The sequence below is a fragment of the Butyrivibrio sp. AC2005 genome (assembly GCF_000424145.1).
Classification (GTDB): Bacteria; Bacillota; Clostridia; order Lachnospirales; family Lachnospiraceae; genus Butyrivibrio.
The window spans coordinates 157,886-173,143 of sequence record NZ_KE384138.1; the positions used below are offsets into that span (position 1 = coordinate 157,886).

At 41.7% G+C, this 15,258-nt stretch carries 13 protein-coding genes; 1 reads left to right on the forward strand and 12 read right to left on the reverse strand.

From position 1 onward, the window contains the following. Window positions 1-116: 116 nt before the first annotated feature. Window positions 117-791 carry a hypothetical protein gene (locus G602_RS0120765; protein WP_026660743.1) on the forward strand — a complete coding sequence of 225 codons (675 nt, stop codon included), beginning with the start codon at window positions 117-119 and terminating at the stop codon, window positions 789-791. Window positions 792-844: 53 nt separating this feature from the next. Here the strand turns inward: G602_RS0120765 and nadE are convergent, their stop codons facing one another. From nadE to recJ, 12 genes are all read right to left on the reverse strand, one after another. Continuing rightward, window positions 845-1,609, reverse strand: a complete 765-nt coding sequence (nadE, locus tag G602_RS0120770) for an NAD(+) synthase (RefSeq protein WP_026660745.1) — start codon at window positions 1,607-1,609, stop codon at window positions 845-847. Between the two features lie 19 nt (window positions 1,610-1,628). Beyond that, on the reverse strand, window positions 1,629-2,837 hold the full coding sequence (gene pncB, locus G602_RS0120775) for a nicotinate phosphoribosyltransferase (RefSeq protein WP_026660746.1): 1,209 nt from the start codon (window positions 2,835-2,837) through the stop codon (window positions 1,629-1,631). Between the two features lie 49 nt (window positions 2,838-2,886). Next, window positions 2,887-3,414 carry a cysteine hydrolase family protein gene (locus tag G602_RS0120780; RefSeq protein WP_026660747.1) on the reverse strand — a complete coding sequence of 176 codons (528 nt, stop codon included), beginning with the start codon at window positions 3,412-3,414 and terminating at the stop codon, window positions 2,887-2,889. Window positions 3,415-3,427: 13 nt separating this feature from the next. Then, window positions 3,428-4,246 (reverse strand): NUDIX hydrolase, encoded by an 819-nt coding sequence (locus tag G602_RS27780; RefSeq protein WP_044933046.1) that lies wholly within the window; start codon window positions 4,244-4,246, stop codon window positions 3,428-3,430. 238 nt (window positions 4,247-4,484) lie between these two features. Then, entirely contained in the window at window positions 4,485-5,312 is an 828-nt protein-coding gene (locus G602_RS0120790) for a phosphatidylserine decarboxylase (protein WP_026660748.1), read from the reverse strand. After that, window positions 5,309-6,022, reverse strand: coding sequence for a CDP-alcohol phosphatidyltransferase family protein (locus G602_RS0120795; protein ID WP_242835694.1), 714 nt, complete (start codon window positions 6,020-6,022; stop codon window positions 5,309-5,311). Before G602_RS0120795 ends, G602_RS0120790 begins: the two co-directional genes overlap by 4 nt. Further along, the gene (locus G602_RS0120800) at window positions 6,001-7,044 is read right to left on the reverse strand and encodes a lysylphosphatidylglycerol synthase transmembrane domain-containing protein (RefSeq protein ID WP_026660750.1); all 1,044 of its coding nucleotides are present in this window, start codon (window positions 7,042-7,044) and stop codon (window positions 6,001-6,003) included. The genes G602_RS0120795 and G602_RS0120800 overlap by 22 nt, the downstream gene beginning before the upstream one ends. Window positions 7,045-7,067: 23 nt before the next feature. Continuing rightward, a complete protein-coding gene (locus G602_RS27785; protein ID WP_207638182.1) occupies window positions 7,068-8,726 on the reverse strand; it encodes a L,D-transpeptidase family protein in 1,659 nt (552 codons plus the stop codon). Window positions 8,727-8,883: 157 nt separating this feature from the next. Further along, window positions 8,884-9,378: a peptide deformylase gene (gene def, locus G602_RS0120810; protein ID WP_026660751.1), complete on the reverse strand. Its 495-nt coding sequence runs from the start codon at window positions 9,376-9,378 to the stop codon at window positions 8,884-8,886. A 68-nt stretch (window positions 9,379-9,446) separates the two neighbouring features. Then, window positions 9,447-11,711 (reverse strand): replication restart helicase PriA, encoded by a 2,265-nt coding sequence (priA, locus tag G602_RS0120815; RefSeq protein WP_026660753.1) that lies wholly within the window; start codon window positions 11,709-11,711, stop codon window positions 9,447-9,449. Next, window positions 11,711-13,207, reverse strand: coding sequence for a UDP-N-acetylmuramoyl-L-alanyl-D-glutamate--2,6-diaminopimelate ligase (locus G602_RS0120820; protein ID WP_026660754.1), 1,497 nt, complete (start codon window positions 13,205-13,207; stop codon window positions 11,711-11,713). The genes priA and G602_RS0120820 overlap by 1 nt, the downstream gene beginning before the upstream one ends. Window positions 13,208-13,455: 248 nt before the next feature. Continuing rightward, window positions 13,456-15,240 (reverse strand): single-stranded-DNA-specific exonuclease RecJ, encoded by a 1,785-nt coding sequence (recJ, locus tag G602_RS0120825; RefSeq protein ID WP_026660755.1) that lies wholly within the window; start codon window positions 15,238-15,240, stop codon window positions 13,456-13,458. Between the last annotated feature and the right edge of the window lie 18 nt (window positions 15,241-15,258).

Genomic DNA, 15,258 nt, shown 5'->3' on the forward strand with positions numbered 1-15,258 from the left:
TTTTTCCTAAAAAAAGATGGAATAACTTATAACTCAAACCTGTTTCAATGACTTTATCCCATTCTTATGCTATTATCTTTTAATAAAAATATGAAAAAAGTCAGGGGAACTATATTATGAAGAAGAATGTATTTTTACCAGCTGCGGTATTCTTATCCGTAGCATGCTTATCAGGCTGTGCCAAGCCGTCATTTCTGACAAAACTCACAGCAGACGAATCCTACCTCGATTATGAATTCAGGCGCGGAACAGAAGAAGAAGCTGATGCAGGTAAATTCATGGGCGGACAGATCTGTCACATAAATGAAAATATGCTCAGCAGTGATCTTTATGCTCTTACCTATGGACAGCTTAAGACTCTCTTTGGCGAAGCGGATTATGAAACCGAAGACCTGGAGAATATGTACGACTACTATGTTGTCGCAACTGATAAAGATGGTAATGAATCATTTATCTACGCATACTGCGGCCCCTCAGGTCCTGCAATCGGCGGCGATAGTCTCGATGAAAATTCAGTCAAGGCTGCAAAGGCACTCGCGGAAAAAATAAAGACCATGGAGCCTACCGATTACGATTACACGGGCTACTATTATGACTTTGGCCTTACCGTAAACATGGGTGTAAAGGATGGCAAACCCTACAGTAGTGAAAGCGGCGGTGACGATGAATTCGGAGATCTGGGTGATTTGAGTGATTCGGAAGACTATGGCGATTATCTTGAAGATGTCATGAAAGAAGTCGGGGATGATACCACCTCCTCCGGTTCTGTCTCTGCTATAGATCCGGATTAAATAAAAATCGTCCATGATTATGAAGGTCATGGGCGATTTTCTTTGGAATTATTTCATCTTGCAAATGAAGGAATTGTCTTCAGCTTGTGCAGATTGGCTGCATGCTTTCTGTCAATCGTTGCAGCAAGCTTCTCATCAACAGGGCATTCTCCGTTTCTGCCCTCATCAATCCATTTAATATAGCTGTCCAGCTGAGCATAGGTAAATCCGAGATTATCCTCATCGGTTTTTCCACAAAGGCCATCACTTGGTGTCTTATGAACCAGCTCTGTGGGCATTCCAATGTAGTCACCAATCTCCTTCACTTCGCAGACAAGTAAGTCCTGAAGCACGGAAATATCTCCTGCTGCATCGCCGTATTTTGTTGAATACCCTACATAATCCTCAGAGCGGTTGCAGGTATTAACTACAAATGCCGTGCTCTTCTGCCCCTGTGCCACAGCGTAAAGCGTTGCCATTCTAAGACGGGGAGGAAGATTTGTAAGGAGCTGCGGTGTAATCTCAAGCTCTGAATTTGCTTCATAGGTCTCTTTTGCAGCATTAAAAATCTTCTCAATATTTATGATCATATTTCTGATGTCCAAAAAATCACACACCTTTTGTGAATCATCTATATCGCTCTGAACCCCGTTTGGCATCATTACGCCAAGAACTCTTTCCTTTCCAAGCGCTTTTACCAGAAGTCCTGCAGCAATGGTGGAGTCCTTTCCACCTGAGATACCTATTACAGCTATGGAATCCTTTGAAAAGCCATCAAAGAAATTCCTTAAATAGGCAACATTTTTTTCTACAACTTCCTGAACATTAAATCCAAGCATATTATTTCCTCGCTTTCCTTTATTCGTGGTCCAGTCTCCATTTTAAGGTTCTCTGAAGATATTCCACATACTCTTCATCCTTGCACATTCCCTTGCCGGGAGTATCACTGATTTTGGCTACCGGATGACCGTTACACTCTGTTGTCTTCATTACAATGTTAAGAGCCGGAACTTTGGTATCGTTACTGATGTATGTTCCGATACCGAAGGCTACCTTGATTCTGTTATTGAAATGATAGAAAAGATTTGATGCTCTGTCAAAATCAAGACTATCTGAGAAGAGGAGTGTCTTTGTCTTAGGGTCAATGCCAAGGCTTTCGTAGTGCTTTATCATCTTCTCACCCCATTCGTAGGGATCACCTGAATCATGACGGACACCATTGAACATTGTCGCAAAGGTAAGCTGGAAGTCCTTTAAGAAAATGTCTGTTGTAACAGTATCAGTAAGCGCAATACCATTAAGAACAGAGTATTCTCTGATCCAGAAATTCAGCGCATACCAGTTGGAATAAGCTGCGTTGTGCTTCTTATCTCCCTGTCCCACGCACATTATATACTCGTGAGCCATTGTTCCAACAGGAGTAAGTCCGAATTTTTTTGCCAGATAAACATTTGATGTTCCGATAAAGTTTGAGCTTGAACGCTTTGATGCTTCTACAAGCTTTGAAACAGCAAGCTCCTGTGCCTCTGCTGAAAGTCTGCGTCTTAAACCAAACTCTGAAAAGGTTCCGAGATAAATAGTATTCTTGTTAATGCGCTTGCACTTTTCCTCAAGACGTTCCTTAAAGGATTCCATAAGCTCATCATAGTCATAGGCCATCTTGAAATATACTTCGTTAACAATAGCAAGAGTAGGAATCTCATACATAGAGGAGTTGAGCCAGGTTCCTCTCGCCTCTATTGAAAGGCCGCAATCAGCATTTTCCGTGATCTCAAAATCTTCGAATCTCGGATGCCAAAGTCTTAAGAAAGCGATATAGTCAGGCTTTAACCACTTAATGCCTCTAAGATATCCGAGCTCGTCCTCAGTGAAGGTAAGTGTGCAGTATGCTCTGATCTGCTCTCTTATCTCCTCCACCATCGCCTTTGTAAAATGAACGTCCTTATTTCTGCACTTGAAGGTCCAGGTAGTTGTATATGACGGGAACTGGTGGTACATAACCATTCCCATTGAAAATTTGTAAAGATCTGTCTCTAATAAGCTGTTAATAATCTGAGGTAATATCATGTTTGTAATCTCCTATTATGTTTTTCTTTTTATTTCAAAGCTCTTTTCCTTAATTCTCTATCTTAATATGGCAGGCTGTCATAGCTGCAAGTGCTGTATTGTGGGCCTGGGGAGTAACTCCTGCGCAGCCACGTGCATCAACATGGATTTTCTTATTGGGTATCATAGCCTTTGTAAGAAGGACATTTGAAATAACACATATATCAGTACATACACCAACAAATTCAACCTCTTCAATTTCGTCAGCATTTTTCTTCATATATTCAGCAAGCTTTTCCGAACCAAAGGTCTCCTTATCAATAATAAGTGAAGCATTCTCATCTGCATTCAGCTCATCGATAATATTCCAGCCTTCTGTCCCCTTGATGCAATGAGGTACAGGCAGGTTTTTGCCTTCCTCTGTCTGCATATAGTCATCACCATGGGTATCCCTCGTAAAGATGATGGTTTCACCGGCCTCTTTTGCCTTCTCAATCTTTTCCTTTACGTAAGGAACGATTGCAATTCCTTCCTCATTTCTGAGGGCTCCTGTAATAAAATCGTTCTGCATGTCCACAACAACAAGTACTTTTTTCATCCTAAAAATCCTCCTAAGCTTTATATATATATTCTGTACTTCTGCGTCCACCTCTGAATCCGGAGGTCTTCTCTTTTCCGGTTTCAGTTACCTTATCGCTTATCATATCCCTGAAGCTCTTTTTATATAGTGGCTTTCCCAGAACCGCTTCATATACCTTCTGAAGTTCTGAGAGAGTAAAGGTCTTTTCCACCAGGCAAAATGCCTGATTATTATAATAAATCTGCTCTCTTAATCTTTTCATAGCCTCTATCAGAATCTCTACATGATCAAAGGCCAGTTTTTCATCACTTACAAGTGTCGATGTATAATTTTCATATTTTACAGGACCATTATTGAACACTTCCTTTTTCAGATCGTAAACAATCTGAACATCCTTCTCTTCACTCAAAAGTTCAATTGTATTATCCGTGAATCTCAAATCAAACCAGGCTGCATCCTCCGCATCATCAAGTCCTCTGACCTCCTGAAGCGCCGGAATAAGTGCCAGATACGCAATGCTCATCACCCATGTCCTGGGGTCACGTCCCGGCTTTGTAAATGTGTATATCTGGTCAAGATACAGTCCCTTTAATCCGGTTTCCTCCTCAAGTTCTCTGCTGGCTGCCTGATAAGCAGTTTCGTTCTCCTGTATAAATCCCCCGGGAAGTGCCCAGCATCCCAGAAACGGATGGTCTCCTCTTTTTATCAAAAGGAGCTTCAATGATGAGTAATCTTCATTCATTCCAAGGATCAGTATATCTGCTGTAACCGAAGGTCTTTTATAATCCCCCGGATTATAACGTTCGAGAAACTCTTTTTCCGTCAGTCCGTCTTTGTTCTTCCTCTCCATAGGCATCCCCCTTTGCGTCTCGTTAAGTATTGTCTGCATACTTAACTCATAAACTCATTATACTAAAAATAAGTATTGTGTCAATACTCAAAATTAAAAAGAGCAAAAAAATGACAGCCCACCGAAGTGGACTGCCAAAAAAATGAAGAAAAAGTATGGATAAAAAGGGAAGTCCCAAAACTCATCAAGCTTCACACAAAAATGTGAGCTTGCTTTGTTCTTTAATGACATTGTAAACTCAATTGTCCAACAAATGTCCAACACCGACGGCATCTCCCATCTTTACAGGGGTTTCTTTACCGTTTCGGGAATTGTCGAGGAGTTCCTTTGAAGGTTTCATTTTGCCCTTGGGGATGAGAACTATTATGGTAGAACCACCAAATTCAAAATGGCCCTTTTCTGCGCCCTTTATAACCTTGCCTGCGCCGGGCTTCTCGTTGACTATTCGTCCTACCAGCATGGCTCCGACTTCCATCTGGACACATCTGCCCAGCTTATCATTGTCGATCACAGAGTACTGCCTGCTGTTTTCAGTAAACACAGGTATTTCCTCAAGAGCTACAGGTCGCACAGTGTGGTAAAAGCCTCTTATGCTACGGTCAGGCATCTTAAAGCCATCGGTAAAATAAATATATCTGTGATAATGCTCTACGCACAGTCTGTAGACAAAGCAGTATCCGCCTTCAAAACTATCAGCAAGCTTTTTGTCACGTAAGAGCGTTCTTATGGAAAATCTGCTCTGCTTAACATTAAGAACTGTCCCGTTTGTAATCCTGCAAACCTTAAGATAGCCATCGCAAGGCGCAATTACTGCGTTTTCGTCAGGACACAGAGTCCTTAGTCCGCTCTTTATTTTCCTGCAGAAAAAATCGTTGAAGGAATGAATATCCTCAAGAACATAGTCCTCTTTCCTTATGCCGTTTTTTTGCACAAAGGGTTCTATAAAAAGCACAGAAGCCCGTGAATCCATTAGTCTTCCTGCCAGATCTGACAGGGGCTTGATGGTCAAGGGCTTAAGTAAAATTCTTCCAATTTTTGTTTTATATAATAATTCAAGTGTAATCATAAATTCGTCACCAGGATGAAAACAGTTGCACCAAACTCAAAGATACCTATAACAACTCCAACTAAAATCAGCTTTAATCCAGGCTTGGGAATCTTGAAATTACCTATGAAAAGAATTCCAACAATCAAAAGCATCCAGAAATAAAAGAATGTAAGGTCCGCAATTGTAAAGTAATGAATGATAAGTGTAAGCGGAAATATAAGTGCTGAAGCTGTAACCGGAAGGCCTGTATAGTACTCTTTTCCAAGTGCCTTTTTCTGCTCTGCTCTCTCAGCTGCAGTAGCATTAAAATAAGCCAGTCTCACAAGTGCTGAAAGAATATAGAATGCTGCGATAGACAAAAGGATAATGACCATCCATGTCTTAGCGGTATTCATGCTTCCTCTTATAACATCTCTGAAAGCACCGTTTATTCTAAGCTGTGCAATTCCGATTGAAGCAGGCAACACTCCGAAGCATATAAGATCAGACAGGGAATCAATCTGCATACCAAAGTTCTTCTCGAACTCTGTCCTGTTCTTTTTTGTCCTTGCAACTCTTCCGTCAAAGGCATCAAAGAGCCCTGATGCCATAAGGAAAACCGTACCACCGTAAGGATGTCCTATTCCCGTCATGGTGATAATTATGCCAAGGGCACCTGATATTGTAGAAAGATAAGTGAGAATAATCGTATAATCATAAACACCTATCATCTTTCTCTCTTTTTCCATAAGTATCCTCCAAGTGTTATCAGGCCGCTTATAGTCACACAAATGTAAAACGAAACAGCCCTGCTGACCATGTCGAGCAGCAATGCTGCTTCATGTGTCATGATATTGGAAAATCCATCTATCATCATATAATCCGCAATTCCCATGGCTCCGGGAATCGGAACAAAATTATAGCCAATAGTAATAAGGCATTGCTTTGAAAACAGCGTTATTGAATCCCTACTGTTACCGCCAAGGCAAAGATGCATAAACATCGGTATCGCTATCTGAGAAGCTCTTTGAATAACATTCCATAAAAATGCCTTCAGTAAAATATCATTTCTACCGGCAAACATTTTGGCACAGTTTCCGTAGTCTTTATGCGCCTTTTCTATTTTTTCTAAAAGCTGCTCTCCCTCGAAATGTCTGCTCTTTTTCTGAAAAAAAAGAACAATACGCTTAATCAGATCAAACAGCTTATCACTATCCTTGAGCAGAGTAAAGAAAAACAGTATAAGTAAGATTAATACTACAAATCCCACCATTATCAAAATTCTGGGCGCCTGCCCGAATTCCCTGAAGAAATCGGGATTAAGAATTATCGCAACTATTCCCAGAAATCCGATTGCTGCTGTATACATCATCAGATTCAAAATAAGTGTCGCAGATACAACTCCCGCGGGAATTCCATCCTCATACATAAAATATGCACTTGCCGGCTGTCCTCCTGTCGCAGAAGGTGTAATTGCCGAAAAATATACATCCGAAGTACTGTATAAAATACCTTCCCTAAGACTCCTTTTATAGTTTATACCCTTAAGTATCGAGCAAATAGCCACCGCTTCAAAAACGACATACCCTGTAGCGCACAGAATTGAAATAGTAAGGTATAGCTTATTTCCTCCCGCTACCACTTCAAACAGCCTGGGTAGCGAAAGTGATCTGCTTTCCCTAAAAATAGCCAAAACAGTAAGTACCGCAAGAAGTATGGAAAACAGCATCCAAAATATTTTTTTAAAATTAGACCTTTCCTTTTTGGCCATCTGAAAAGTGCCTTCCTTGGTAATTATTCTGCCGGTGCGGCTTCACCCTCACCACTTGCAGCCTCTCCTTCTGTATTAGCTGACGCTTCAGGCGTAGCCTGATTTTCTGTAGCCGGCTGAGCTTCAGTGGTAGTCTGACCTTCTGTAGCTGTCTGGCCTTCAGGTGCCGCCTGGCCTTCTGCAGGCGTCTGCTCTGTGGCAGGACTTGTTGCTTCCGAAGTTCCTTCTGCAGGAGCCTGCTCAGTGGTACTCTGTTCTGTAGTGTTCTGCTGCGCAGCTGCTTCCTCACTCTCACCGGGAACTTTGCCATTGATGACGGGCTTTTTAACTATCTTCACTTCCCCGGTTGCAGGATCAACAACTTCCCGCTCCACAACAGGAACAGGTGATGTAATTCCTCCGTAAACCAGAACTGCCTCACCCTTTTCAACTATCTCAAATATCTTCTCCGCTTTCTCTGTGGGAAGATTTATACATCCGTGTGAACCGTTTAAGATATAATCGTATCCGCCAAACTGTGATCTCCAGCTTGCATCGTGCATTCCAACATTGCCGTTAAAGGGCATCCAGTATTTAACAGGTGAGGAATAGTTTTCTCCCACAAGAGTCGCATCTCTTTCCTTATAGGTGATGCCATAGGTTCCTCTTGGTGTTATTCTCTGCTTATTTACGCAGCCAGAAACAAAGTCAGATTCTTCAACAACCTGACCATCCTTATAAACCCACAGATGCTGAGCTGTGAGGTCTATCTCAACATAGGAATTGCCGTAATCCTGTTCACCGTAAGCTGCTGCTGTTCCGAAATATACAGGCGTACGGGTTCCCTTATCACCGTTTTTAATAGCAGCGATAAGTTCACTTGTTTCTGTGGTTCTGTCCATCCACCAGCCGTAATCGCCTCCCTCAACTGTTACCTGTTCTCCACTGTGAGAGATGATTGTTCTGGTTTTTCCGAAGGTGTCGTACTGCCTTGCAATACTGTTTACAAATTCCTTTACCTTCGCTTCGTCAAGACTTACCTCTGTTCCGTTTATGTTGCACCACTCCTTGATTTTGGTGCCGTCTACAACAACTGTATCCGCGCCAAACTCATAAGTGATGGAAGCCTTACAATAGGTGTTCAGGTTATTACATAAAGCCGTAAGCTCCGCATTATCCGAAAAAATCTGAGGTGCATTATAGCACTCATCATCCAGTGTAACCCCAGGCTCAAGTACATCTATTGCGGAACATATCTTATCAATTACGATTTCCCTGATAGGTGACTGTCCGTAATTCTCGGGAATTATATAGAAGCCATCCTCACCGGATTCCTCCGAAACATACGCATCCGTAGGTTCTATGATATTTTCAGCAGCAAAAAACTGAAGTTCATCAATTTTTTTCTCTACTGTTTCCTTTGAATAAACTACGATATTGTCTGTAGTAAGGTGGGTCTCATTAAAAAGATATGCCGGCCACAGGAGCGGATTCTGTTCCTTAAGTGCCCTGTCAAACTGCCCGTCCATACGCAGAGAAAGATTAATATCATCAGCGGAAATAACCTCTGTGATATCGCCTCTTCCCTGTATTGTAAGGGTATATTTTCTAAGTCCCGACGTCACCTCTGTTTCTATCTCTTTTGCCGTCATTTTATAAGCAGAAATATCATTTACATAGACATTAAATAAAAAATGGCTCATGAAATAAACTGATATTCCCAAATAAACAAGCAATAATATAGAAAAAATAATTAAAATTACATAGCCTGCTATACTGCTTTTTGCTTTTTTTCTACTCATATTTTCATAAAACGGTTAGTTCCGTACCCCTCAAGTAATCTTAATTCAAAGGTAGCTCTTATTCTTCTTCTGCCGGCTGCTGCAGATCCTCGTTATTGACGAGCTCACCTTCAACCTTCTCAACGTACATGTGGCCGTCAAGATGATCGCATTCGTGGCAGATAGCCCTTGCAAGAAGCTCTGTTCCTTCAAGTTCAAAAGGCTTCATGTCAATATCATAAGCCCTTACCTTTACGTAATTAGGTCTTGTAACGACTCCTGATTTTCCCGGGAGTGATAAGCATCCCTCATAGCCTGTCTGCTCACCGGATGTCTCCAGGATTACAGGATTGATAAGAAGATGAGGATCATCACATTCAGGTGAGCAATCGATAACAACGATTCTCTTTAAAACTCCAACCTGAGGAGCTGCAAGTCCAACGCCGTTTGCGTCGTACATTGTGTCAAACATATCATCAATCAGCTCGCGAATCCTGGGAGTTATTTCCTTAACCTCCTTGCACGGACGTGCGAGTACATCATCACCATATTCTCTGATTTCTCTAAGTGCCATATCTTCTATGCCTTTCTAATATATACCTTTTAGTTTTACATCTCAGTATATCACAGTTGTAAAATACATTACATAAAATTCATGGGATCAAAGTCAAACTGCACCTGAAGCTGCTTTGTTATGCCCTTTTTCTCCCATTCATCCAGTACCTGTTCAAGCATATCCTTTATATCTGTAAGCGCATCAAAATCTTCATTTTTCACATAAATAACCATGCGGTAAATATCATTTATCTTGCTTATCGCTGCCATCGCAGGACCAATGATTATTGTATTCTGAACGCGCATTCTGTCAATATATGCTCTGAGCATGTTGGCTTTTTCTTTTCCGAAATTCTCATCCTTTGCCCATATCTGGATAGCCAGCATATGAGCTGCGGGCGGATATCTCAGAAGACTCCTGTAGGAGATTTCCTCCTCATAGAAAGCCTTATAATCCTGAGCTGCAGCACTTATAACTGCGTAATTGTCGGGTTGGTAGGTCTGAATTACTACATTTCCGGGATGAGTTCCTCGTCCTGCTCTTCCCGCTGCCTGTGTAAGTAACTGGAAGGTTCTCTCCCCTGCCCTGTAATCACCTGCATTAAGTGACATGTCCGCAGCCAGTATACCCACAAGAGTTACATTAGGAAAATCATGGCCTTTTACTATCATCTGAGTTCCCACAAGAACATCAGCCTCTTCAGATGCAAAAGCAGACAGGATTTTTTCATAACTCCCCTTGGTTCTTGTGGTATCAGCGTCCATTCTTAGTACTCTTGCATTGGGAAAAAGCTTATTGACCTCTTTTTCTATCTGCTGAGTTCCTGCTCTGAAAGCAGACACATATTTGGATCCACACTCAGGACATGTTCTGGATACAGGCTGCGAATAACCACAGTAATGGCATACCAGCATTCCGCCCCTGTGCTCCGACATTGAAACATCACAATGAGGGCACTTAAACACATAACCACAAGACCTGCAGGATACGAATCCCGCAAGTCCTCTCCTGTTTATGAAAAGCATTGTCTGATGCCCAGTATCCAATGCTTCCTGCATTTTTTCCTGAAGACTCCTGCTAAAAATAGAGCGGTTGCCGGATCTTAATTCTTCCCTTAAATCGGCAATTTCTACCTCCGGAAGTGCTCCTCCCGTAAGTCTCCTGTTTAGTTCAAACAGTTTATATTCACCCTTATTGGCTCTATAGTAAGCCTCCAGAGAAGGAGTCGCTGAGCCAAGAACTACGCTTGCGCCTCCCGGAACCAGCTTTGATAGTTCAATTGCAGTCTCTCTGGCGTGATACTTGGGCATTGTCTCACTCTTATACGAAGTCTCATGCTCCTCATCGATAATTATGAGTCCCACATTAGGAAAAGGTGTAAACAGCGCAGACCTTGGACCAATGATGATATCAATATCACCTTCCTTGGCGCGCTGTGCCTGATCGTATTTTTCTCCGGGAGAAAGTGTCGAATTCATGACCGAAACTCTCTCTCCAAAATGGCGATAAAAGCGCATAAGTGTCTGATAGGTGAGCGCTATCTCGGGAATAAGCACAATAGCCTGTTTCCCCCTTGCTATAACAGCATCTATCATCTCTATGTAGACTTCGGTCTTTCCGCTTCCGGTAATTCCATGTATCAGGTAGGTTTTTCGTTTTCCCGCATCATAATCAGATATTACTTCATTAACAATACTCTGCTGTTCATCACTGAGAGTTATATCCTTTTTCCTGACATTTACTTCTCCGACAGGATTTCTGTAATATTCTTCACTTTCTATTGTTATTACGTTTTTTTCAGAAAGAGCTCTGATGACAGCAGAAGTGACATTCAGTTTGCCTGTCACAAGCTCGTAAGGAATCCTCTCCGACGGATTTTCAAGTAAGGCTTCAAGAAGTCTTGCTCTTGCCACCTGATGCTTTTTAACACAGGTATCAAAAAGACTCCTTGCTTCCTCCTCTGACATCTGCAGACTTATGTAGCGATGAACCAGCGCCTTGGATTTTTTTCTTACCGGAATTACGGTTCTTAAGGCATTTATCATTGTAGAGCCGTAGTTTTTATGCATCCAGGCCGCAAGCTGCACCATTATACCCTCTGCAGACATCTCGCCCTCAGTAATATCAAGTATTTCCTTGGTTTTCTCAGGGTCAAACTCAGGTTTATCAGTAATTCCTATTACATAACCCAGCCTTTTGGTATTACCTCTTCCAAAGGGGATACTGACGCAGCTTCCGATACATATTTTATCCTTTAGTCTGTCAGGAATTATGTATTGAAAAGGTCTGTCCACTTTCTCGTGGGAGATATCGATTATTATATTTGCAAAAGATAAGCTCCCTGTCTCCATCAAGCCTTTGCCTGCATCTCCTTTAAAATCTCCTGAATAAGCACTCTCTCATCCATGGGATACTTAACGCCCTTTATCTCCTGGTAGTCCTCATGGCCTTTACCTGCAAGTACGATAATATCACCATGCTCGCCATGCTCTATGGCATAACGTATAGCTTCCTTTCTATCCTCAATCTTAATATACTCGCCGTCTGTCTTCTTCATTCCGGTCTCGATATCATTCATGATATCCATAGGCTCTTCAAATCTCGGATTATCGGATGTGATGATTGTGAAATCAGCAAGCTTTCCGCTGACCTCACCCATCTCAAATCTTCTGAGCTTTGAACGGTTTCCGCCACAACCAAACACGCTTATAAGGCGAGTCGGATGATAATCACGGAGAGTGCTTAGCAGACTCTTAAGTGCCATCGCATTGTGAGCATAGTCGATCATAAGTGTAAAATCATCAGATACCTTTACCATTTCGATTCTGCCCTTTACATGAGCCTTCTTAAGTGCTGCTGCGATTGTCTCATCATCACAGCCAAGGTGTTTAGCTACATCAATTGCGCAAAGTGCATTGTATACGCTGAATCTGCCTGGTGTAGGAACCTGCGCATGCATCTCTACTATTCCCGTTGTGTCAAACATAACGCCAAGTTCGCCAGGCTTATGAAGATATGCCAGATTGATAGCACGAAGATCAGCATCCTCTGTAAAGCCATAGGTTGTAAGCTCACAGGTATGTCCCTTGGTAACATCTTCCATTCTCGGATCGTCTGCATTGGCAATACCTGTTTTACACTGTTTGAAAAGAAGACCCTTACAGTGCATATAGTCATCAAAGTCCTTATGCTCTCCGGGACCGATATGATCAGGCTCAATATTTGTAAAGACACCAATGTCATAAATGAATCCCTGGCTTCTATGCAGCATTAGTCCCTGTGAAGAAACTTCCATGACAACTGTGTCACATCCTGCATCCACCATTCTTCTCATGTATTCCTGGAGTTCATAGGACTCAGGAGTTGTATTTTCGGCATGAATATGCTCATCACCTATAATGACTTCAATAGTACCGATAAGGCCGCACTTATGTCCTGCATCCTCAAGCATATTTCTTATAAGATAGGTTGTTGTAGTCTTTCCCTTTGTTCCGGTTATTCCAACTGTCTTAAGACTCTCTGCAGGATTTCCGAACCACTCGGCAGAGATAAATGCCATTGCATATCTGGTACTTTCTACTTTGACTACTACAGTCGATGAATTTTCAGGAAGCTCAACATCCTTCTCCACAACGATTGCAGCAGCGCCCTTCTCAGCTACTTCCTTCGCAGCTGAATGTCCGTCAAAATTCATACCCTCAATACATATGAAAAGGCATCCCTCTGTGACCTTTCTATTGTCTTTTACTACCTCTGTAATCTCTACAGATGCCACATCTGCCTTGTCTCCGGTGTTTCCGACAGTTGCATCATAATCCAGTTTTTTAAGAAGATTCTCCAGTTTCATATCCCCTTCTCCTCCTTTTAATAAATTTCTTAAGATTTTCCTAAATAAATCTACTGTTTTTCTTAAGTATTTGAACACAATTAGTTCACATTTTAATTGTATATTATAACCAAGATAGTTGATGAACTAACTATCTCCCCCTCATAAGAAACCGCAGGCACACGCTTCCCAAAGAGCGTGTGTTTTGTGGTTTATGGAGATTTTTTTATTCAATTCGTATTTAGTTAATCTGTTTCGTTTCATACTTTTCATAAACAAAAATCCTTTAATACAACCTGAACGCTTTCTTCTCCCCTAAATTCATTTATCTTGGGCTGATAAGCAATCTTAACTAACATTTTATCATGAAATGCTCCGTTATATAGCTTTTCTCTCTGCTCAGATCCAAAATTATTATCAAGAAATTCATTCCACCTTTCGAACAGACTTCCAAATACCATCATATCAAAGCTCTGTCCCTCAGGATCCCTTATTACTATTTTGGCAACATTGGCATTTCTGCCCATAATGCGTCCCTTAATAAGCTCTACGTCTCTTGCTGCAAAAACAGGTTCAGGATTACCCTGTCCAAATGGAGCCAGTGTCTCTATCTCCTTAAGAAGATTCATCGAAATATATCTAATAGGCAGCTCCATATCAAGACGTATTATCTCTTTAAAATCATCCTCAACCAGCTTACTGTTCTCATTTAATCTATCTCTAAAGGCTTCTAAATTGGCCTTAGGAAGTGAAAAACCAGCGGCCATTTTATGTCCGCCATACTTTGTAAGAAGATCCCTGCATTCACTAAGAGCATCAAACATATGGTAGCTTTCAATCGATCTTCCTGAGCCTTTTACAAGTCCCTCTCCGGCGTCTGTTAATACAAATACAGGGTGATTAACTTCCTCTCTCACTTTTCCTGCAATAATACCCGCCAGAGACTCATGAAGCTCAGGCATATAAATTACAAGTACATCCGGAAGAATTTCCCCATACCTGTCGATAATTTCCATAGCTTCATCCTTGCCCTGCTGGGTCATATCCTTACGGCTGTCATTCAGCTCTTTAAGCTCAAGGGCTATCTCCGCTGCAGCATTGGGATTTGTCTCAGTAAGAAGCTCAAGGCCTCTCATAGCTGAATCCAGTCTTCCCGTAGCATTAAGACAGGGACCGATTACAAAGCCATAAATGTAGCAGCTGACTCTGAAGGGATCTATTTCATTAGCCCTGAGAAGTGCCTGCAGTCCAAGATTACCGGTTCTTGATATGCACTCAAAGGACTTCTTAACAATAACCCTGTTTTCATCCTTAAGCGGCATTACATCGCATACTGTCGCCCATCCTGCAAAGATTGACATCTCATCAAAGAAATGGCTCAGTTCTGCATCTTTAGTCATCCCCATCTTCTCTGTAAGGACCTGTATGAACTTAAAAGCAACCATTGCTCCGCAAATCTCATGATAAGGGTATTCATCATCCTTGCGCTTAGGATCAACTACAGCATCAGCAGGTGGAAGAATCATCTTTTCCTTATCTTCCTCCAAATAACTAACCTCATGATGGTCAGTGACTACTACAGTCATTCCTAATTCCTTTGCATGAGCTATCTGCTCTATCGCTGCAATGCCATTGTCACAGGTGATAATTGTCTTCTTACCATCAGCATAAGCCTTATCCACAAGATTTATGCTAAGACCATATCCATCCTTAATTCTATGAGGAAGAACCACATCTGCGTTACCACCGCAAAGCCTGATACCTGATAAAAGGATATAGGATGAACAGATTCCATCTACATCGTAGTCACCGATGATTCTGATAGCATCACCTGCTTCAATACGCTCCTTCATAATATCTGCAGCAAGATCAATATCCTTCAGAAGATGCGGATCATGAAGATACTTCTCATCCGAATGAAGATACATCTCAATATCCTCATCCTCAAACACATCCCTATTTCTCAATATACGCGCAACGATAGGTGATATACCATGTTCTCTCGCTATCCTGTCAAAATCTGCGCCTTTGCGCACAATAAGCCATTTTGCCATTACTTACCTCAAAATAAT

Excerpts from the sequence above, each read along its gene's own strand:
- G602_RS0120780 (WP_026660747.1), bottom strand. The coding sequence starts at position 3,414 with ATGAAAAAAGTACTTGTTGTTGTGGACATGCAGAACGATTTTATTACA.
- def (WP_026660751.1), bottom strand. The coding sequence starts at position 9,378 with ATGGCACTTAGAGAAATCAGAGAATATGGTGATGATGTACTCGCACGT.
- recJ (WP_026660755.1), bottom strand. The coding sequence starts at position 15,240 with ATGGCAAAATGGCTTATTGTGCGCAAAGGCGCAGATTTTGACAGGATA.
- nadE (WP_026660745.1), bottom strand. The coding sequence starts at position 1,609 with ATGCTTGGATTTAATGTTCAGGAAGTTGTAGAAAAAAATGTTGCCTAT.
- G602_RS0120790 (WP_026660748.1), bottom strand. The coding sequence starts at position 5,312 with ATGATTACACTTGAATTATTATATAAAACAAAAATTGGAAGAATTTTA.
- priA (WP_026660753.1), bottom strand. The coding sequence starts at position 11,711 with ATGGAGACAGGGAGCTTATCTTTTGCAAATATAATAATCGATATCTCC.
- G602_RS27785 (WP_207638182.1), bottom strand. The coding sequence starts at position 8,726 with ATGAGCCATTTTTTATTTAATGTCTATGTAAATGATATTTCTGCTTAT.
- G602_RS0120765 (WP_026660743.1), top strand. The coding sequence starts at position 117 with ATGAAGAAGAATGTATTTTTACCAGCTGCGGTATTCTTATCCGTAGCA.
- G602_RS0120800 (WP_026660750.1), bottom strand. The coding sequence starts at position 7,044 with ATGGCCAAAAAGGAAAGGTCTAATTTTAAAAAAATATTTTGGATGCTG.
- G602_RS0120795 (WP_242835694.1), bottom strand. The coding sequence starts at position 6,022 with ATGGAAAAAGAGAGAAAGATGATAGGTGTTTATGATTATACGATTATT.
- pncB (WP_026660746.1), bottom strand. The coding sequence starts at position 2,837 with ATGATATTACCTCAGATTATTAACAGCTTATTAGAGACAGATCTTTAC.
- G602_RS27780 (WP_044933046.1), bottom strand. The coding sequence starts at position 4,246 with ATGGAGAGGAAGAACAAAGACGGACTGACGGAAAAAGAGTTTCTCGAA.
- G602_RS0120820 (WP_026660754.1), bottom strand. The coding sequence starts at position 13,207 with ATGAAACTGGAGAATCTTCTTAAAAAACTGGATTATGATGCAACTGTC.